Annotated in this window: 19 protein-coding genes, 1 tRNA gene, 1 riboswitch and 1 other annotated feature; of the genes, 5 read left to right on the top strand and 15 right to left on the bottom strand. The window is 42.4% G+C overall.

Annotated features, from left to right (window positions below; all coding sequences use genetic code 11):
- Positions 1-88: 88 nt before the first annotated feature.
- Complete coding sequence (locus tag PS3_RS03305; RefSeq protein ID WP_007122056.1) at positions 89-1,432, bottom strand: DHA2 family efflux MFS transporter permease subunit; 1,344 nt, start codon at positions 1,430-1,432, stop codon at positions 89-91.
- Positions 1,433-1,567: 135 nt separating this feature from the next.
- Here PS3_RS03305 and PS3_RS03300 point away from each other — a divergent pair, with 135 nt between their 5' ends.
- Positions 1,568-1,987 (top strand): RrF2 family transcriptional regulator, encoded by a 420-nt coding sequence (locus tag PS3_RS03300; protein WP_040468005.1) that lies wholly within the window; start codon positions 1,568-1,570, stop codon positions 1,985-1,987.
- 419 nt (positions 1,988-2,406) lie between these two features.
- Positions 2,407-2,688: a hypothetical protein gene (locus PS3_RS10345; protein WP_141566732.1), complete on the top strand. Its 282-nt coding sequence runs from the start codon at positions 2,407-2,409 to the stop codon at positions 2,686-2,688.
- A gap of 183 nt (positions 2,689-2,871) precedes the next feature.
- On the opposite strand, the gene PS3_RS03295 is transcribed toward PS3_RS10345, so the two are convergent.
- The 5 genes from PS3_RS03295 to PS3_RS03275 form a co-directional block, all read right to left on the bottom strand.
- Positions 2,872-2,945, bottom strand: a tRNA-Thr gene (locus PS3_RS03295).
- A gap of 93 nt (positions 2,946-3,038) precedes the next feature.
- Positions 3,039-3,776 carry an LrgB family protein gene (locus PS3_RS03290; protein ID WP_040468004.1) on the bottom strand — a complete coding sequence of 246 codons (738 nt, stop codon included), beginning with the start codon at positions 3,774-3,776 and terminating at the stop codon, positions 3,039-3,041.
- A 2-nt stretch (positions 3,777-3,778) separates the two neighbouring features.
- Positions 3,779-4,228 (bottom strand): CidA/LrgA family protein, encoded by a 450-nt coding sequence (locus tag PS3_RS03285; RefSeq protein WP_040468003.1) that lies wholly within the window; start codon positions 4,226-4,228, stop codon positions 3,779-3,781.
- Positions 4,229-4,386: 158 nt separating this feature from the next.
- The gene (locus PS3_RS03280; protein ID WP_040468002.1) at positions 4,387-5,103 is read right to left on the bottom strand and encodes a LytR/AlgR family response regulator transcription factor; all 717 of its coding nucleotides are present in this window, start codon (positions 5,101-5,103) and stop codon (positions 4,387-4,389) included.
- A gap of 2 nt (positions 5,104-5,105) precedes the next feature.
- Positions 5,106-6,857: a sensor histidine kinase gene (locus PS3_RS03275; protein ID WP_040468001.1), complete on the bottom strand. Its 1,752-nt coding sequence runs from the start codon at positions 6,855-6,857 to the stop codon at positions 5,106-5,108.
- A gap of 89 nt (positions 6,858-6,946) precedes the next feature.
- Between PS3_RS03275 and PS3_RS03270 the strand changes: the two genes are divergently transcribed.
- Positions 6,947-9,478, top strand: coding sequence for a M1 family metallopeptidase (locus PS3_RS03270; RefSeq protein ID WP_007122055.1), 2,532 nt, complete (start codon positions 6,947-6,949; stop codon positions 9,476-9,478).
- Positions 9,479-9,546: 68 nt separating this feature from the next.
- Here PS3_RS03270 and PS3_RS03265 read toward each other — a convergent pair whose 3' ends face one another.
- The 3 genes from PS3_RS03265 to PS3_RS03255 are packed head-to-tail and all read right to left on the bottom strand — an operon-like array spanning position 9,547 to position 12,915.
- Positions 9,547-10,653, bottom strand: coding sequence for a low temperature requirement protein A (locus PS3_RS03265; RefSeq protein ID WP_040468000.1), 1,107 nt, complete (start codon positions 10,651-10,653; stop codon positions 9,547-9,549).
- Positions 10,654-10,695: 42 nt separating this feature from the next.
- Positions 10,696-11,481 (bottom strand): YdcF family protein, encoded by a 786-nt coding sequence (locus PS3_RS03260; RefSeq protein ID WP_040467999.1) that lies wholly within the window; start codon positions 11,479-11,481, stop codon positions 10,696-10,698.
- Between the two features lie 9 nt (positions 11,482-11,490).
- Positions 11,491-12,915: an amino acid permease gene (locus PS3_RS03255; RefSeq protein WP_050950806.1), complete on the bottom strand. Its 1,425-nt coding sequence runs from the start codon at positions 12,913-12,915 to the stop codon at positions 11,491-11,493.
- A gap of 252 nt (positions 12,916-13,167) precedes the next feature.
- Here PS3_RS03255 and PS3_RS03250 point away from each other — a divergent pair, with 252 nt between their 5' ends.
- The gene (locus PS3_RS03250; RefSeq protein ID WP_007122053.1) at positions 13,168-14,250 is read left to right on the top strand and encodes an acyltransferase family protein; all 1,083 of its coding nucleotides are present in this window, start codon (positions 13,168-13,170) and stop codon (positions 14,248-14,250) included.
- Positions 14,251-14,262: 12 nt separating this feature from the next.
- On the opposite strand, the gene PS3_RS03245 is transcribed toward PS3_RS03250, so the two are convergent.
- The 5 genes from PS3_RS03245 to PS3_RS03225 form a co-directional block, all read right to left on the bottom strand.
- Entirely contained in the window at positions 14,263-15,198 is a 936-nt protein-coding gene (locus PS3_RS03245) for an L-lactate dehydrogenase (RefSeq protein WP_007122052.1), read from the bottom strand.
- 130 nt (positions 15,199-15,328) lie between these two features.
- Positions 15,329-15,562, bottom strand: a complete 234-nt coding sequence (locus PS3_RS03240; RefSeq protein ID WP_040467998.1) for a hypothetical protein — start codon at positions 15,560-15,562, stop codon at positions 15,329-15,331.
- A 114-nt stretch (positions 15,563-15,676) separates the two neighbouring features.
- Complete coding sequence (locus PS3_RS03235) at positions 15,677-16,525, bottom strand: amino acid ABC transporter substrate-binding protein (RefSeq protein ID WP_007122051.1); 849 nt, start codon at positions 16,523-16,525, stop codon at positions 15,677-15,679.
- Positions 16,526-16,669: 144 nt separating this feature from the next.
- Positions 16,670-16,900 (bottom strand) — a binding site (T-box leader).
- A gap of 54 nt (positions 16,901-16,954) precedes the next feature.
- Entirely contained in the window at positions 16,955-18,094 is a 1,140-nt protein-coding gene (locus PS3_RS03230) for an ArgE/DapE family deacylase (RefSeq protein WP_007122050.1), read from the bottom strand.
- Between the two features lie 13 nt (positions 18,095-18,107).
- Positions 18,108-18,869 (bottom strand): hypothetical protein, encoded by a 762-nt coding sequence (locus tag PS3_RS03225; RefSeq protein ID WP_040467997.1) that lies wholly within the window; start codon positions 18,867-18,869, stop codon positions 18,108-18,110.
- A 196-nt stretch (positions 18,870-19,065) separates the two neighbouring features.
- Here PS3_RS03225 and PS3_RS03220 point away from each other — a divergent pair, with 196 nt between their 5' ends.
- Positions 19,066-19,497 (top strand): Hsp20/alpha crystallin family protein, encoded by a 432-nt coding sequence (locus PS3_RS03220; RefSeq protein ID WP_007122049.1) that lies wholly within the window; start codon positions 19,066-19,068, stop codon positions 19,495-19,497.
- A 44-nt stretch (positions 19,498-19,541) separates the two neighbouring features.
- Here the strand turns inward: PS3_RS03220 and PS3_RS03215 are convergent, their stop codons facing one another.
- Positions 19,542-20,399 carry an alpha/beta hydrolase gene (locus PS3_RS03215; RefSeq protein WP_040467996.1) on the bottom strand — a complete coding sequence of 286 codons (858 nt, stop codon included), beginning with the start codon at positions 20,397-20,399 and terminating at the stop codon, positions 19,542-19,544.
- A 95-nt stretch (positions 20,400-20,494) separates the two neighbouring features.
- Positions 20,495-20,594: riboswitch (TPP riboswitch) on the top strand.
- Positions 20,595-20,621 lie beyond the last annotated feature (27 nt).

Here is a 20,621-nt window from a genome sequence, read left to right as displayed (position 1 = left end):
TTATCTCTATACTTACTTTATCTCATATTTTTAAGCACTTTAAAAATCGACAATAAAACGCGAGAAGATAAATTAATTGATCGAGTTTTTAATCCTTTATTTTCTGTACTGCAATAACAAGGGATAGTATGCTTAATGTCAAAGAAAAGAAAAATGCTGTGGATACACCAAAAAGCTGCAAGAACATGAGCATACAACTGGTTCCGATTGCACCTGAAATTTGACGAACAGTGTTAATAATTGCAGTGCCATCACTTACAAGATTCGTATTAAGCTGGTTCAATGCCCATGTTGTCACAGGCATGATAAGAAGACCAATTGAAAAATTTCTTATACATTGAACTGCAGCAATCATGACCAGAGAACTGCCCGTATTTAGCGTCAGCAGAAGTCCAGTTCCAACACAAAGCATAATTGAAGCCGCAACAGTCAGACGATGAAAGCCGAATTTGTCAGCTAAAAAGCCGGAAATAAGGCTTGCAACAGCAACCAGTACAGCACCGGGGAAGGTAACAATGCCGGAAACCGATGCACTTATGCCAATGAACTTTTGCATATATAGAGGTAATACTACGGAAACTCCATTAAAAGCTGTAAAAAGCAGGAATGTAAAAAGCGTTCCAGTCAGCATACCTTTATTTTTGAGGGTTTCAAGTTGCAACAAAGGCTGTGAAATACGAAACTGTCGATGAATAAACAGGAAGATAATGAGTAATCCTGCCGCAAGGCATGATAGGGTAATAGCACTTTTCAGTCCAAATTGGGAGATAAATGAGATACCCAGAGTAAATCCAGAGAATCCTACGGACGAAAGAAGCAAGGATAGTTTATCTAAAAAGCAATTTTCCTCTTGCTTGGTTAAATTTTTGAGCAAAAGCAGGCTCAGGAATAATAGAATGGCTCCCATAATCGTAAGAAGCACAAAAACACTTTTCCATGACCATGCATCGGACATAAAACCAGAAAGTACCGGACCGAATGCAGGCGCGAATCCCATGGATACACCGATTATGCCCATCAATTTATTTCTTTGTTCAATGCTGCAACTGCAATAGATTGCAATTTGCAAAAGAGACATTAGGATACCTGTCCCTATTCCCTGCAAGATGCGGGAGAATAAAAGAACTTCAAAATTCGTTGCAATAATTCCGATAAATGAGCCAATCGTGAAGGTCAGCATAGAAAAGGAAAATAACTGTCTGCAAGAATAACGTTTCGTGAAAAAAGCACTTACAGGAACTAAGATACTTGCAATCAGTGAATAGATTGTTGTTAGCCATCCAGCGGTGGAAGCAGAAATTTGAAAATCGTTTATGATGGGTGTCAAAATGGTAGCCATCATATTTTGTGTCAGCAGTCCAAGCAACGTCCCGGCAAATAGTATGGCAATAGAAATAGGATTAGAGTTAAAAAAATTACTTTGTGTTTTCATTAAATATTCCTCCATAACCAACTCGAGACAAATAATATCTTAAGACAAATTATATCTTCGGTTTGTGGTAACGTCAAGTCCGTTGACAAAAAACAATCTCAAGATATACAATTGCAGGTGAGGAGGTGTCTGTGCATGCAGACAAAAATAGGAGTTGAACAGTCCATTTACGTGATTGTAATAATAGCAAAGCAAAAATCAGGAGAAGCTATGAAAAGTCAGGCATTGAGTGAAATTCTTGGAGTGTCTGATTCGTATCTAAAAAAAATACTAGGGAAATTAGTAAGAGCCGGTATCCTTAAATCTTCTGCATCCAAAACGGGTGGAATGTCTCTTGGCAGACAACCGCAAAAAATAACATTTTTGGATATTTTTGAAGCAATCGAAGGTGAAACTCCCTTTTTGCACAGCCATAATCTGAGAGAAACCGTTCAGACAGATGATATTGATGAGTTTGTCAAACAAGCTGATAAGACTTTGAGTATTTTCAGAGAAGCAGAGGATTCATATAAAAGTTCATTGTCAAAATATACGATTGCCGATTTACTTTACTGAACTGAAAATTCCAGTTTATCGAAATATTTTGGGTCTAGAATTTCTGGTATTGATTTACATCAATGCCAGATTTTTTTGTACAATTTTATGCATAGAAAAAGGACATTCTGTCCTTTGCCAAATTTACAATCAATCTCCACAATTAAAAGAAAGTTAGTAGGAAAAATGTCCAAACTGAATTCACCTTAGAAGTGCTTGGAGCCCACACATCACTGTGCTAATTGTGAATTTAAACAGGTCGTTAAAAACGGATATAGGAAAACACACGTAAGGCTAGCTAGTCTTAATGGAATACGATAGAACTAGAACTTTGGAAACAACGTTTCTACTGTAAGCATTGTTGTACAACGTTTAGCTCGAAAACAGATATTGTTGAATTTAATCATACCCTATCCCGTACCCTAAAAAATCAAGGTATAATGTTCATTCGTGATGTTAATACTGAAACACAGATTTCAAAAATTTGTCACCGCTCAACGAGCAGTGTTAGAAGAACCGTTTATGAATACGTTCCTAAACAATATCGATTAGCCATGCTCCCTAAACATCTGTCGTTTGATGAGTTCCGATCTACAGGACATGCAATGTCGTTCATCTGTTATGATAGTGAAAATCATGAAATTGTCGCCAAATTAAATGACCGCTTATCATCATCGATTATTGAATACTTCTTCAAACGTATTGATTGTTTATTTGCATAGAAATTAAAAAAACACTCCCAGCATTAGGAGTGGTGTACAGGTCCATCAATACCAGTTGACGGAGACCCTATTTTACACGAAATCACACGTTTAAAAATTCGTTATACCAATTATACCGGTAATAATCGTCTCTGCTTCAATTTCAATTTGTATAAATGGATCAAACGTATGTAATTTCTGCGAAGCCATCTGGCGGATTTGAACCGCCGACCTTATCCTTACCATGGATACGCTCTACCTATCTGAGCTAAGATGGCTCCTTCAGTATACCGAATGCTATTAAACTTGTCGACAAACAAAAAGAGCGCCTGTTAAAGGCACCCTTTTCGTGTAAGCGTAACAAATTTAGATTACATGAACAAATGTACAAACGGCGGAACAACAATATTCATAACAATTGAAATAATAACAACTGAAATGGAAGCCATCGCACCTTCGACCGAACCTAATTCAACACCCTTGGCAGATCCAACCGTGTGTCCGGCGGTACCAAGCCCAAGACCTAACCCGATCTTGGATCCGCGTAAACGGAAGACCTTGATCAAGATATCAGCCATGGCGTAAATGATAACCGCATTCAGAATACATGCCAATGAAGTAATTGCGGCTTCCCCGCCAAGTGATGTTGTAATTTGTGTTGCGATCGCCAAAGTAGCTGGTTGCGTCGTCATGGCGATGGCAGATTGATCAGACAATCCGAAGAGCTTCGATAATCCGAAGATAATGAAAAGTGAAATGACTGATCCAATAATTAATGATAAGAAGATGTCTAACCAGAACTTCTTAACGACGTCGTTCCGTTTGAACAACGGGACGGCAAAGGCAATGGTTGCAGGTTGCAAGAACCAGTTAATAATGTTCCCACCAGGTGTAAAGTACTTCGTGTAGACTGTCGTCGTTGGTAAATGAGCAATTTTACCCCAAACGACTAAGACCACAATCCCTAAAATCATCCCGACAAACAATGGGTGGAAAATGAATAAACCATTACTAATCTTGAATAGCCATTGCCCGATCCAGAATGTTACTAAACAGATAATGATCCCGGTGAAAGGTAGCATCAAGTTGGTATTTAAAGCTGCACTCATGATTACTTGTCCTCCCCTTCAATTTCGCCTTCAAGTTCACCCTTCTTCTTCCCGACTAATTTTTCGTGAATTCGAATGATGTAACGAGCAGTATAAGCAGTCACAACCAATAAGACGATCGTTGCCAAGATGATCACGATCACGTCTTGAACCCCTTCTTTAGCCATAATGTCCAAGTGGGCTGCTAAAGAAATTCCGGCAGGAACGAATAAGAAACCAATCAAACCAATTAAGAAATTAGCAAATTGTTCTACCCATTCCAACTTAACGATCTTAAAGGTCAAGGCCAAGTACAACAGGATCGTCCCGATCACTGCGGCTGGGACCACGAAACTTTGGGGGAAGAATGATGAAATAATCCCCGAGATAAACAAAATAATGGCAAAAATTGACATTTGCATAATAATTGGTGCTGGTTTCTTTTCAGGAGCACCATTATTCTTGTCGCTCATCTTTAACCCTCCTAAATCCTAATCTGCAAAAGTTTTAACAGGGTTAATTATATGTGATTTTTATGAAAACGGTTCAATTCTCGGCTAGAATGCCCCATATAAATATGGACCGCCCTTGTGAACTAACGAGCGACCCATTCTCTTAAGAAAATCTTAAATTATATTCCCAGGGCCGTTTTGACTGCCCCGACATAAGACCGGGAAACCGGGACTTTCTGCCCCGTCCGTAAGGTCAATTGATAATTATGGTTAAAGCCTGGTTCGGCCTCCGCCACCATCGTCAGGTTAACTAGATAATTACGATGAACTCGCATGAAGACTTCATGATCAAGCTCCTGCTCAAGTTTAGCAAGTGACTGTTTACTATAATATGTCCCATCCGTCGTCGTAATCACCACCTCGTTTCCGGTGACTTCCGCCATAATAATCGATGCTTTTTGAATCACGACTGTGCGATCTTCCGCCGTAATGGCGAGCCAAGGCCGCTGGAGACTATCTGTAGCCGGAATTGATTCACTATGACTAGTCGCGACTCGGTCTAAAGCTTCATGAACGCGCGCTTCCTCATAGGGCTTGAGAATATAATCCGTAGCGTGAGCATCAAAGGCCGCCAAAGCATATTGATCATAGGCGGTCGCAAAAATGATCTGCGGAGCATTAGTAAATTGACTAATCGTCTTACCTAATTTAACGCCATCTTCATCCCCTAAATGAATATCTAAAAATAAGACATCATAGTGATGATCATTGACGGCTTTTAGAGTCGTTGCGGCATCATCAGCCTGGTCAACTTGGGTGACTTGAGGATGTTGGCCAACTAGGTATTTTAGTTCCTCAATGGCCAGTGGTTCATCATCGACAATTAAAACTTTCATGCCTATCCTCCCATTTGTACTGGAATCTTCATTTTCACAATTGTCCCGTCAGAACTTGACTGAATTTGTAAGCGACTCTGATCATTATAGAGACCAACTAGCCTTTGATTTAAATTATAAACCGCCGTCCCGCTCCCGTGCTGGGATTCAACTTCTTGGTCACCATAAATTTCTAACGTATTTGGATCAATCCCGTCTCCATTATCGGCTACCGCAATGGATAACCATTGCTGATCAGCATGGGCGGTTACGGTTACTTGATTATCCTGGCGTCGATCTTTAAAGGCATAGCGAATCGCATTTTCAACTAGAATCTGAATGGCAAAGGGTGGCAGTAAGAGCGACCGATTAGCCGTAACATCAAATTTAACCTGATACTTACCCGGAAAACGAGCCTGTTCCAAAGATAAGTAGGCCTCTACTTGTGCGAGTTCTTGATCCAAGGTTATCGTCGTCGCCCGGGCGCCAACTAGGTTCGACCGGAAGTATTGCGATAGCTTAATTAGCAACTCGCGGGCCTGCTCACTATTAATCCGAATCATTGCTGCAATGGTATTAATAGCATTAAAGAAGAAATGGGGATTAACTTGGGCTTGGAGTGATTTAATCTCAGCATCCCGCACCAGGTTAGCTTGGTGTTCCGCTTCCCCTAAGGCAATTTGGCTAGAGAAAAGATCGGCTAGTCCTTTTGCCAATTCAATTTCCACCGGGGTCAGGCGCCAACTTTCGGTATAGTACATTTTAAGGGTCCCCACGATTTTTTGATCGACATTCAGTGGGACCACAATCGCCGCCCGTAAAGGACAATTAGGATTCGAGCACCCAATTTCTTCTTTACTCTGAGCAATATGAACTTGATTAGTCGTGATCGCCTCTCGTGACAAATTAGTCACCATTTGGTGGGTTGCTACATGGTGATCACTTCCCGCCCCGACATGAGCCAAGATCGATTTCGTGGTCGTTAAAGAAATGGCCGCAAAATTGGTATTGTCCAAAATAATCTGGGCCACTTTTTGGACCGAGTCATAATTAAGCCCCTGCCGAAAATAAGGCAGGGTGGAACTAGCCAGGTTAAGCACGGTTTGAGTTTGAAGTGCCCGAGTCTGGTTTTCCTGCTTGAGATACATGGAAATCACCGAGATGAACACCATCGTCCCCAAGGTATTAATTACAATCATCGGAAAGGCAATAAAGGAAACCAACTCCCAGCCCCGTTCACTAAAGAGTAGAACAAATACCATTTGGAGAGTTTCCATGACTAGGCCGACAATAAAAGCTTGGTGAGTTGTCAAAATCGCAAAGGGATCGCCACCTTGCTCTTCATGATTACGTGACCGATACATACCACCCGAAGCAAGCCCAATTATTAAAGAAGAAATTACATAAAACCAGCCGGACGGCCCCCCTTGCATCATCCGATGTAAGCCAGCAATTAATCCTACCATGCCGCCAACAAAGGGTCCGCCGACAATTCCGGCCGAAGAAATAGCCAGCACCCGCGCATTAGCTAAGGAATCGCCATGAGGTAGATTCATCATTACGATGGATGATTCGATCTCATTATGGGGACCAATCACCACCGCCGTCATATTCGCGATTACCGCTACAAAGGAAAAGAGGACAATTAACCAAAATTTCCCGGCCATGGTGGGATTAAAGAGCCAGCGCCGCATCTGTGGAATTGACACCAAGATAAAGCCCAACAGGACAACAATCCCGACCCGTTCCATCATTAAAATCGATAATTCTAACATGATTCATTCCATATCTATAAGTTTTAATTAGGGTTTCATTCATTAAATAGCGTATACTAATCTTATCACAGATATAAAGGAGTTCTCAGATGGCAATTTCACGTTTTTATGATCTTTTCCAACCGGAAAATTATCAAATTAAGTTAGCGATTGATCGTCAGGCCAAAACTATTACTGGGCAAGTTACCATTACTGGTCATGCCAGCCAAACCGACCTGCAATTACACCAAAAATTTTTACAAGTTAGTCAAGTTCTCGTTAACCAAAATCCTGTCGACTTTACGAGCGATGATGAGCAGGAAAGTCTCCAATTCACGAGTCCCAGCACCGGTGAATTAACGATCACCGTTAATTATACCGCTCCCTTAACTGACACCATGATGGGAATCTACCCTTCTTATTACCAAATCGGTGACGAGCGGAAACAATTAATTGGGACCCAATTTGAAACTACCTTTGCTCGCCAAGCCTTCCCGTCAATCGATGAACCGGAAGCAAAGGCCACTTTTGACCTGGCGATTAAGTTTGACGAACAACCGGGGGAAACGATTTTGGCCAATATGCCGGAAACCAAGGTGGTCGATGGTTATCACTACTTCCAACGGACCGTTAAAATGTCGACTTATCTAGTGGCCTTTGCCTTTGGGGACTTGCAAAGCAAGCTAACCCAAACAAAGAGCGGCGTCCAAGTCGGCGTCTTCGCAACCAAAGCCCATGCCGCCAAGGAACTTGATTTTGCCCTGGATATCGCTAAACGCGCCATTGAATTTTACGAAGATTACTACCAAACCCCATATCCGCTACCACATTCATGGCAATTAGCCCTCCCCGACTTCTCCGCCGGAGCGATGGAAAACTGGGGCTTAGTCACCTACCGGGAAGCATACTTATTACTAGATCCAGATAACACGGCCTTGGAAATGAAACAAGTAGTCGCCACCGTGATCACTCATGAGTTAGCTCATCAATGGTTTGGTGATTTAGTAACCATGCAATGGTGGGATGATCTCTGGTTAAACGAGAGTTTTGCCAATATGATGGAATACGTGGCGGTAGATGCCCTCGAACCTGATTGGCATGTTTGGGATCTTTTCCAAACAACTGAAGTTCCAATGGCAACTAACCGGGATGCAACCGATGGTGTCCAATCCGTCCATGTCGATGTTAATAACCCCGCCGAAATCGACTCCATTTTTGACGGCGCGATTGTCTATGCCAAAGGCTCGCGAATGCTCGTGATGGTTCGCTCACTAATCGGCGATGATGCACTACGAAAAGGTTTGAAAAACTACTTTGCTGCTCACCAATATGGCAATGCCAAGGGAGCTGATCTCTGGGAAGCCTTAGGTCAGGCAGCTAACATGCCGATCGGCGACATCATGAACTCCTGGTTGGAACAACCTGGTTATCCAGTCGTTCAAGCTAAGGTAGAAAACGGTCACCTAATCTTAAAGCAAGCCCAATTCTTCATTGGTGAGCATCAAGATCAAGGACGTCAATGGCAGATTCCGCTGAACAGTAATTACGCTGGCGTGCCAAAGCTAATGACTACCGAAAGTCTCGACTTGGGTGATTATCAAAGCTTACGCCAAACGGCCGGAAAACCTTTCTTATTGAACCAGGACAATCAAGCCCACTTTATCGTTCAATATGATACCGAATTATTTAATGATCTGCTTGCCCAGGTTGATCAGCTATCTAATAGTGATCAACGGGAATTTCTTCAAGACTTATCGCTATTAGCCCAAGGTCAATACATTTCGTATGCTGATTTAATTCCCCGGTTGGGACAATTTGCTAATCAATCATCCTACATTGTGACCGATGTCTTATACCAAACGGCTAATAAATTAAAACAATTTATCCAAGCCGGCCAGGCGGAAGAAAAGTATCTCCAAGACTTCTTTAAAGTCTTGAGTCAAGATCAATTAGAACAACTTGGCTGGACAGCTAACCAACAGGATACCAACGATCAAATCTTAATGCGGCCAACCATTATTAGCGCTGCTTTGTATGGTCATAACCAGGTCGCCATCCGTCAAGCTCACGATCTCTTTGCTGAATATCATGACCATCTAGTGGACTTGCCGGCTGACACGCGAGGGGCCATCATCAAGAACGAGTTACAACATTACCTCTCGGCTGAAGTTTTCCACGAATTACTCAATACTTACCGGACCACCACTGATCCAAGCTTTAAAGTTGCCTTACGGGGGGCTCTCACTAGCATTACTGATGCGGACTTAATTCAACATTTAATTGGTGAATTTGAAAATGCGGAAACGATTAAACCACAAGATCTCCGTGGTTGGTTCCAAGGCCTCTTAGCCAATGAATTTGCCCAACAATATGCATGGGATTGGATCCGTAATGATTGGGATTGGTTAGAAGCTACAGTCGGTGGTGATATGGAATTTGCCACTTACATCACGGTGATATCGCGAGTCTTTAAGACTGCCGATCGCTTAGCCGAATTTAAAGCCTTCTTTGAACCAAAGCTGAACACGCCTGGTCTTACCCGAGAAATCGAAATGGATACCAAGGTAATTGCTAGTCGTGTCGCTCTCGTCCAAGCCGAAAAGGCTGATGTCTTGGCCGCTTTACAAGCATATAATCAATAACGCAAAAGAAGTTGGGAAGAATGAATTCTTCACCAACTTCTTTTTATTACAAGCTTTCCTTAGATCTGTTAGTTTTTCGACTGTTGACGAATCGTCATCTGACTAATAATGATGTTGATGACGATCACCATAACAGTGATAATTACCGTCTTCTCAAAGATCGGATAAATCAAACTAACTAGACCACCAATGATCATCATTCCTAATTTTAAATAATTAATTAGGCTATCTTTTGCGACATTAGTACGATTATAAATCCGTGAAATCATGATCCCGAAATAGAATAAAAGCAGGCCACCATACAGACAACTAATAGCAAAATATGGATTGGCTTCGTTTTCATGTATAAAAGTCAAAGCAACCGTTACGAGACTAATACCAAATAGAATCGGATAATGCAAGTAGATCAAACGATTCCCTGTTTCACCACGTTGGTGTTCCTCAATTAACTGGTCGAATTCCGTAATATAAGAATAAAACATCCCAGCCACAATCCCAAAGACCAGAACTGACCAGCCTGTAAAACTATCTTTTGAAAAATATTCGGAAATTCCGACAATGGTCTCACCAAAGGTCACAATTGTTAACAGGGTTAACCGTTCCAAAAGATGGCTAAAGATAATTGGATGCCGACGTGTATATTTACCAGTTAAACTTGGCGCCCACCAGGATCCAACTACCCCAATCAGAGCAATTAAATCACCAACAATCCCAGAAATTCCGCCACCAATTAATAAACAGAGCGTCCGAAATCCCAAAATTTTGGCAAAAACACTAGCAATTTTTCGATCATCAGTGGATGATGAGCGAACCAAAACGATTATATATTGCAAAAATAGTGTGAATGATAACAATCCAGCTACCACAAAAAAGACGCGATAATTTTGAACATTGGTAAAGCTATTCGACAGGTATAAAACAATCATCATATCAATAAAGGTAAAGGTGATATCCCGCCATGATGAATTACCAAAGCGATTGGTATATACCGTCTGAACCATCCACGAATTCAAGAAAACCACCATCACGATAATAAAAGTCAAAAACGATGTAAGGCTCACTACACCGTGATGTAAGTGATGAATAATGCCAGTGGCCTGCGACAGCATGTACACAAAAACCAGATCATAAAATAGCTCGAACATGGTTACTCGTTTAGAGAATACTTCTTTCACGAAAAAACTCCTTAAAGATATATTTGTTCCATTATTTCATAATTATGGTTTCGTCGCAAAGTCACTATTCGGCACCCGGATTAGTTCTGGATATTGCTGACGCAGTTGCTCAAAAGCAACCAGCACCAGTGCTGGCACCTCGACATGGGCAATGAAATGCTTGCCCCGTGGTCCATAGCCCGCTTCATCATCTCGTAAGCGGGGGATTTCTCCCATTAACAGGCTCTGGTATCGTTTAAGGTCCCACATTCCCGCCGGCTGATGATCAAAACCCAGGTGATCACCTTGCTTAACGAATCGCACCTGATAAGTTGCGTAATTGATAATCTGTGCCTGCGGGCGCTCCTTTAGCAATCCGGCTGCCATTCGACACTGCATACTAGCGTCTTGCATCAATAGAAAACTGTTGGCCTGAATTTGCTGGGCATCCAATAAAGCTAATAAATTAGTAATGTTATTACCACAGTTAGTCGAGGCTGTTTCCAGCAAATCAGCAGCCAGTCCATACTTTGCCTTTAAGTATGCTTGAAAAAGAGCCGCTTCTGATTGATCAGTCACCTGCAGCTCTGGCAATTTCGCTTGCATGAGTTGTCGAAGGGTCACCGTCGTATGACCATGTCCCCCAACAATCACATAATGCTTAGCAATCCCTTGCCGGATCGCTTCAGCAAACACATCTCCACCAGCAATAATCGATCCACCAAAAAGAACGGCTACGTCCACTTGATTTGTGGCCAGCCGTTCTTGGATAGATATTGGTGATAAGTCAGGTAAATCACGAGGACCACAAAATTCAGCTAATTGGTTCCACGCCTTAATATTATCCATTTTTAACCTCTACTCACTTAAAGAGCCATCTTTAGGGTAAGCGCCATGCTTATCACGGTAGGCAATCACTAAGAAGAAGCCGATTGCCCAGACCGAAGCGCCGACCGCAGCCCAAATGGATGTTGGGCTAAAGAAGAGGCTGGCGTAAATCACTACGAAAAAGAGAATCGTCAGTGGACTCGAGATCTTCGCCAATGGCATCTGGAATTCATGATCTAAGAATTCACTCGATTGACGATAACGTATGTGAGAAATCATCGTCAAGACACAAACGATAATATAGATATCACTAGAGATGGAAGTCACAAAGCTAAAGGCATCCGTCATTCCCGTTGCGGTAATAATCGGCGCAAATAAGGTCAAGACCGCGGTCCCAATCACAGCATAAACTGGAATCCCGTTTAAAGAAATCGTCTTAAAGACCTGCATCTTATTAGGACCCGCTTCTAAGGCCAATTGGTACAGGTGTCGGCCACCAGAAAAGAGGAAACTATTCAAGGACGAAGTGGCTGCAATAATTACCACTAAGTTGATAATATCCCCTGCGGCTGGGATCCCGGCTAACGAGAAGATTTGGACGAAAGGACTGGAATCAGCATTAATTTGCCGCCATGGGGTAATCGACATGATAACGAACAAGGCCCCAACATAGAAAATTAAGATCCGTAACAGGGTCTGATTAATCGCTTTTGGTAACACCTGCCGCGGATTTTTCGTTTCAGCCGTGGTAATTCCCACGAATTCAATTCCTTGGAAGGCAAAGAAGACCATTGGAAAGGCAAAGATAAATTGATCAATCCCATTCGGGAACATCTTAAAGTTACCAAGTACGTTGGTAAAACTAGCAATATGACCAGTTGGGCTCTTGTAATGCATAATCACCATAATAATCCCAATCACAATCAAGGCTAAAATGGCAAAGATTTTGATTAAGGCCATTACGGTTTCGGCTTTCCCAAAGGCGGAAACCACGAATAGGTTCAGGCCCATCATCGCTAATAAGAAGACGATTTGGACCAACCATCCCGGCCAAGACGGGAACCAGGTCCGGACATAAGTCGAGATGGCAATCATTTCGGCCATGGCCGTTAAGACGATGGTTAACCAATAATTCCATTCCGCAAACCGTCCATATTTAGATCCCATATAACGATGGATAAAGGCCACAAAGGTATGTTTGCTGGGATCAGTGTACATCATTTCCCCAATCGCCCGCATCATCAGGTAAAAGAAGAACCCAATAATGATGTATACCAACAGGATCGATGGACCAGTCCGGTGAATCGTACTCCCGGATCCCAGGAACAACCCGGTCCCAATGGCCCCACCAATCGCGATCATTTGCACATTTAAGTTTGATAATTCGCGCCGAGTCCCATCTGGATTGACGTTCGAGCCTTCCACATAGCCACTCGGCTGGCTAGATTTTGACATATAAGCCTCCCTTTCTAGTCGAGTAAGTAATTGATTATAGTTAACTATTTTACCCTATTCTCATCATTTTTTAATGGTTTCCAGTAAAAAAGTTACATTTTTTAACTATTCTAAATTTTTGATTGTGATAATAAAGTCGTAACCCCTCACACAATTAACAAAAAATAGTTTACCTTTATAATTTTAAAGATTATCAATTTAGAAAGCAATGATAAAATAGAGCCATGAATGTTTCATTGAAAGGAAAGGGTCATGAAGAACAAAGCGTCCGCTGATTGGGGAGATTATTTGAAAGTCTTTGCATGTACGGCCGTCATGTTGCAACCAATTTTAAATCTGGTCATTACCAATCAGCCAACCGGCGTCCAATTCAATTTTGGAATGCTCTACGATTTGGTCAAATATACCGCACCGGCCTTCATCTGGGGAATTTTGTACACCACCATGCGAAAGCATGATCAAAGCTGGCAAGCTTGGCCCTACTATCGACAGCAATGGCACCAACTTGGCGTTCCAACAATTTGGTGGACACTGATTTATTTACTTATCATGCCTAAGCTCCAACAACATGAGCATTACCACTCCGTTAAAAGTTTTTTATGGCAAGCAATTAACGGAAATGCTGCGCCCCATCTTTGGTACAACACAATGATGCTCCAATTTATCATCTTGATGCCCCTTTTCTGGTGGCTTCATTATTGGTTGCAAGCCCATAAGCAACGGGGCTGGATCATCGCCATTATTACGGCCATCATTTACGGTGCCTGGATCTACTTTTATGACATTAACGTCTTGAATGGTCCTCATCAGCAATCCTGGTATTTGCTAGATCGTATTTTTATTAGCTTCATTATCTACGGAATTGGTGGTATCCTTGCTTGGAACTTCTTTGATAAAGTCCTGCCCTGGCTACAACAATTTTGGCTATTAATGGTTTTCGCTTGGTTAATTACTTGGTTATGGACCAATCAACAATTATTCGCCCGTGGTTTCCCCGTTAATTTGAGTCGGGCGGCCTATTATCAGCCTTCCATGACTTTTTATAGTCTTATAGTGATCATCCTAGTGGGGATCATCTGGCAATCCCAGCGATCTTGGCAAATTTGGTCGTCCATCATGCATTGGCTCGCCAACTATGCCTACCGAGCTTATTTAGCCAACGTCTTTTGGCAACAATTACTATGGCGGTACAGTGGGATTGCATCATTCCGGTACTCCCACCCTTACATTACCATGACTGCCCTGTGGATCGGGACTTGGCTGCTGGCTTTTGGAACCGCTGCTTTGCTTCATACTAGTTGGTCTTGGACAAAAGAAAAACTGCGCCGAACATAGCGCAGTTTTTTACTAGTCTTTTAAGGCTTCTTGACTTTCGGCATACTTTTGCTTGATGAAGTTAGCTGAATTTTGGAGCTTGTCTAATTCTTCTTGGGTTAAGTCCAATTGCAATTGTTCTACAATCCCATCATTACCGACAACGGCTGGATATGAAAGGTAAATCCCATATTCTTCCCGATAGTTTGAGACCGGCATTTCGGTTAAGGAGTTTGACATAATCGTTAAGGCTAACTTAACAGCGGCCGTGGAAACCCCGTAATTAGTGTACTTCTTGCCATGGAAGACCGTGTGGCCACCAACCTTAGCTTCATGATCTAACTCTTCAAGATCTAAGCCTCGAGCTTCTGCCAATTCGGTTATCGGCTTCCCTAAGACCCGGACGGTTGACCAAGCGGTAAATTGAGAGTTCCCGTGTTCCCCAAGGTTATAACCAACCACTGAACGAGGATCCAAGCCTAAACGAGAAGCAACCGCCCGCTTCATCCGTGATGAATCCAAAAGCGTCCCAGTCCCAATGACATGGTTCTTTGGTAAGCCAGTAACTTGTTGGTAAATCGACGTAATCACATCAACCGGGTTGGTGATTACAACTAACTTACCATGGAAACCAGCCGCCTTAAGGTTTTCCGCCACTTCACGGGCGTTAACCCGCGTGAATGGTAATTCCGCAAAGCGGTCATCCCCCGCATTATCTTGGAGCTTAATGCTTCCAATCGCGGAAATCACCACATCCGCATCTTCTAAGGCGCTGTAATCATTAACCGTGATATCAGTATGATATTGTAAGTTTGACATAGCATCTTCAAAGTCAAGGGCATCAGCCTTAACCTTGGCTTCATTCTTATCAATTAACACTAATTGATCCGCAAAACCGTTAGCTACAATGTAATGCGCCGCCGCAGCTCCAACATTTCCCATACCAACAATTCCGATTTTTCGTGACATTTGATCCTCCTCCGTTCTATTTAATTAATATTCTCTCATCGAATTGTAATCAATAATAACATAAATCTAAGGAAGTGGCTTATTTTTCTAAAATAAAATAGCGTCTCCTATTCAGAAACGCTACTTATTGCTAATTAACCTTCTTCTTAAAGGCAAAAAAGATTAAGAAATTTAAAATGACACATAAAAGTGCCCACCAGAGCATCCAGCTTTCTGGCAACCGTGGCGCTAGCCCATGCATGATTCCCGCCAAGGCAACTAATAACACATAACCAAGCCAGTTAAACCGACCTTGCCGCCAACCAACAATGATTAAAACCAACCAGACGATTCCGGTGATTAGTTGCATCATAAAAGTTGTCATTTTCGTCTCCCAATATAAATAGTCTTTAATATTCTGACACGTTAATATTTGTCTACCGTAGTAGTATAGCGAAGGACTGAGTATCAGGCAACGCATATTTTTATATATCAAAAACTAATCCACGGGACCTAAATAGTCATCATCAATCCCCAGCCATTTTTGATTAATCTTGCGCAGGGTGCCGTCTTTTTGTAGTTCTCCTAAAGCCCAATTAATCTTCTTGAGAAGGGTCCGATCACCTTTACGCATCCCAACGGCGACTTGATCACTCGGAAAGACATCCAAACCAATCAGTTTGTACTTATTTTTATCCAAGTGGGTCGCATAGTAACCAGCATAAACCGAGCCGGTCAGCACCCCTTGGATTCGGCCCGCCTTTAAATCCAAGAAAGAAGAGTTATTGTCATTATAGATAATTGGTGTCCCGTTCTTAATATATTGCTTTAATAATTTCGGATATTTTAAAAGATCCGTGTAAGCTGTTGAACCTTGTTGAACCCCTAAAGTCTTGCCTTTCATATCCGAAAACTTATTAATCCCACTATCTTTACGGACCACGAGGGCTTGACCAGACCGTTCATAAACCCGACTAAAAGCAACTTTCTTCGCTCGCGCCTTGGTCCGGGTGTAGCCATTCCAAATCACATCGATCGTACCGTTCCGTAACTCAGTCTCCTTCATTGACCAATCAATCGATTGAAACTCCGCTTTTAGTCCCAGCTTTTTACAAACGGCCTTTGTTAAATCCACATCATATCCCACCAGTTGACCATTCTTTTGTCGAAAATCCATCGGCACAAAGCTGTCATCTACCCCAATTAAGAGGGTGCCACGCTTTTTGATCTTCGCCCAAGTGTCTTGGGTGTTGGCCTTTTGGGTCACCGACTGTTTTTGACAACCAACTAATAATACCCCCACTATTCCCAAGCATAACAGGGCCAGGAACTGTTTCATCTTCTTCATAATTTTTCCTCCTCAAACAAAAAACGCCCTCAGCTAATTCAGCCAAAGGACGCCAGGGCGTGGTACCACCTTTTTTCGTGATCAATTCACATTCATCACCTTATCAAGTTTAAAGCTAAAAAAAGCCCCCATCGTCATATCGACGATGAGGGCGTAGGACGCGGTGCCACCTCATTTTTATGATTACCTCACGATAACCACCTCAGAGAGTTCAAACTTTAAACTCGCAGCGCTAACGGGCCTTCCCGAATCATCCTACTATTTTCAGACGATTAACTACCAGATGTGATTCGCTAACTACGGTTTACCAATCTCCCATCAACATTGGCTCGCTAAATAACGGTCATTAGCTACTAGTCTGATCAACGTGTTTTGATATTGCCATTATTCTACGAGAGGGCATCCCAAAAGTCAATCCTATTATTAAAATTAAATTAAGAAATCATGAGCCAACTTTTGATAAACGGTGATTGCTTGGTAGTAGTCTTCCAGGGCTAAGGATTCATCCACCTGATGGGATTGATCTTCTGATCCCGGCCCGTATTCAACCACCGCGAATTGATGATCATCCATGACATAGCGTGAAGCATCCGTCGCTCCATGAGAAATAGTTGCAGTCGGTCGTTGACCAGTGACTGCTTCGACAATATCTTGGAGTTGTCCAATAAAAGGATCATTGGGATCCGTCACAACCGGCATAAAATCAGCCACAATCGAAAGGGATAATTGATGTTTCGGATCTTGGTTCAAATCATCAATGATGGCTTGGAGCCGATCTTTAGTCGCTTGGTTATCACATTCGGGAATTGTCCGCACATTACCTTGTAAATAGGCCTTGGCAGGAATTGAGTTTAACTGTTCACCCCCGTGAAAGACAGTTACGCTATGGACTAATTCGCCTAAAACCGGACTAGTCGGATGATCATCAAAGACATGGACCTCTTGATTGATATAATCAACCAGATTCATGACCGCATTCGCTCCCAGTTGTGGTCGTGAACTATGTGCTAATTTACCTTGTGAGTCAATCTGATAATCAAACGAGCCACAGTGAGCATACTGAATCTGATCATCAGTCGCCTCACACACAATCATAGCGTCAACGTCATGAACATAGCCCAGTTGGGTCAACTGGAGGGATCCTTGCCCACCAACTTCCTCATCTACAGAAATCAGTAAGCGGAGGCGCCCTTTAAGCTGATCGACTTCTTCAGCCAGAGCAAGCATGGTAGCAACCATAGCCGCCAAGCCTCCTTTCATATCCACGGAACCCCGGCCATAAATCCGGCCATTCTCAACTTCTGCGCCAAAGGGATCGTGATGCCAACTAGCTGGATCGCCAATTGCCACCGTATCTAAGTGACCAGCTAAAGCTAAGCCTGGTCCCGTGGTTGGGCCAATTTCAGCCACTAATCCAGATCTTTCTGGAGCAAAGTCTACCATCTCAACTCGGGCCCCTGCTTGCCTTAAAATCTCCTGTAGGTAATGAGCTGCCTGGGCCTCATTACCGTTGACTGTTTGTAGCCGAATTAAATCTTGTAATATCTTTAAAGCTCTTTCTTCATCCATTGCTTTTCCTCACTTATATCCGATTGAGCCAGTTAGAGATGGTTTGCGTAAATTGATTGAACCAATTCGTGGCGGTTTGCATACTGTCTTCCAAATTACTAATTGTCGTCGCCGCTTGATCCGGGTGATTACTGATGGAATTAATCGCCGAGTTGATGGCTTGTAATTTAGCTTGGGAAGTCGTTGATAAATCGGCCTTAATTTCCTCGTTTTGTTGCTTAATCGTATTCAAACTCTGGGTTAACTCACTTTGATCATGATCAGATTGGTATTGTTGAACCGCCGCCTTCAATTGATTAATTTGATTAGTTAACTTTTGATTGTCATTCGACAAACTCGAAATTTGACTTGAATTGGATGCAATCTGACTCGATTGCGATTCTTGGAGAGCCTCATTAGCTCGATTGACATTGCGTTGATGCAGGGCAAACCAGGCTACTAGAATTACCAGAATCACTAAGGCCCACTTCCACCAACGGTGACGCTTATTCGACTGATTATTCGCCGCATAGGATTGATTTTCATTACCAACCACCACGGTGACCGACCGTTTTAAAACTTGATAGTCATAAACGGTATTGATCGTCACTTGATATTGACCCGCTTGATTAACTAATAGATTGCGGTGTTCAACGGATAAGTCGTACTGATTAGTCAAGTCTTGCCCGCCATCAACCACCCGGGCTTGGACTAATTGTAAAAAGCCATCCTGGTCAAAGGGTTGGTTGAGGGGCCAATTAACTTGGTTATATTGGATCGTAATTTCAGCTGCCATTGGTGATCAGCTCCTTTAGTTTGATGAAAATATTATACCTTAAAGTCCATTTCCAAGTGGACATAACTACTATATTACTAATCTCAATTCCATTTGGTCAAAAAAGGTCAAAATAATTAGTACTATGTCAAAAGTTGGTGCTATAATATAGTTGTATCAAAGAAGTGATATATACATATAGAAAGGGAGTAATCTTATGGCTAACGAAATTCAACGTCGAAACGATTTATTTGGTGACATTTTTGATATGCGGAACTGGATGAATGATAGTTTCTTCTCGAAGATGGCTAATAATGACGGTCACATGCGGACTGACATTGCTGAAACCGAAAAGAACTATCGGGTTAAGGTTGATATGCCAGGCTTCCAAAAGAAAGACATTCACATCAACTATGCTAACAACATTTTGACCATCACCGGGGCTCGTGATACTTTTGATGATGTTTCCGACAAAGATGGGAACATTCTCCACAGTGAGCGGCGTTATGGTCAAATGAGTCGGGAATTCCGCCTACCAGACGTGGACATCAATGATGCTAGTGCTAAGTATGAAGACGGGGTCTTGATTTTGACCTTACCAAAACTTGACGCGGTTAATGACAGCGATACCCATATTGAAATTGAATAATCCCATTTACGAAAGTAGCTCAGGCGATTTGCCTGAGCTGCTTTTTACTTACTCCACAAAAAATTTATCAAGGCTCGGTCAACCTTAGCGTTGCTATGCAACTTGCTATGACGTGCTTGCTTACCAGTAATCTTTAATTCTCGATATGACTTAGCTCGCGAAGCAATTAGATATTTGAGTGATAGGGATGAAACATTTGGCACCGTTCCATCCGTCTGTCCCCCAATATCTCCATAAATATTCAAGACTTGCACCTGATTCTTTGGTAACACATGCCGTAACTTGGTCATCTCTTGATAAGTGGCGTTCATCTGATTGGGTTTACCAGTTTTAGAATCTAATTTCAGACCAGCAGGTTGACGAATGCTAGCGGGGACTTGGGAAAAATTCAAACCCGCAAAGTGCCCTGCAATATCGACTTGCTTAACTACTTTAGGCATAGATTTCTTTTGCGCATTCTGTAATTCATAATAAATGATGGAAATATTTCCTAGGGAGTGCCCCACCATCTTCACTTGCTTAATACCATAGCGTTTTTGCAAAAGTTTAACGACATTAGCAGCCCAGCGGCCATGCTGGCTGTAATCAAGTTGGCGATTGTTCTCATAATTAACTTCTACAATCGGGTTAATCGAATGCTTAGTCATTGAACCCGATAAGGTCACTTTTCCGTTTGGATCAACATTCGCCCGAATAACGGTATTGGTTACACCAGCCCGTTTGGCTGCATTCACCATATGCTCTTCGGCATGATAGCTACTGCCACCCCCATGAAAGAATAAGGTTGGCGTGGTTGATTGAACATAGCGTTGCGCTTTACTGGTTTTAACCCAACCAAAGCCAACAATCACGGCTACGACAACGATAATGAGCCCAATGATCATTAATTTCTGTTTTTTCATGATAAATCCCCCAATTTCTTCTTAGGGCTATTATACTCTAAAAAGCTGGTGAATCACTATTGACAGCGGTTTCTCTCCATGTCACAATATAGGCGACAACACGCTAGGGGTGCCGGTTTTCGGCTGAGAGATGTTTATCGACCCTTTGAACCTGATCTAGTTAGTACTAGCGAAGGGAAGCTGCTTAATCTAAAGAATCTAAGTCGGTTCGGTAAGCGTGTA

The sequence above is a fragment of the Limosilactobacillus gastricus PS3 genome, from assembly GCF_000247775.1.
GTDB lineage: Bacteria > Bacillota > Bacilli > Lactobacillales > Lactobacillaceae > Limosilactobacillus > Limosilactobacillus gastricus_A.
The sequence above is the reverse complement of the archived record's forward strand: the minus strand, read 5'-3'. Positions and strand labels throughout refer to the sequence as shown.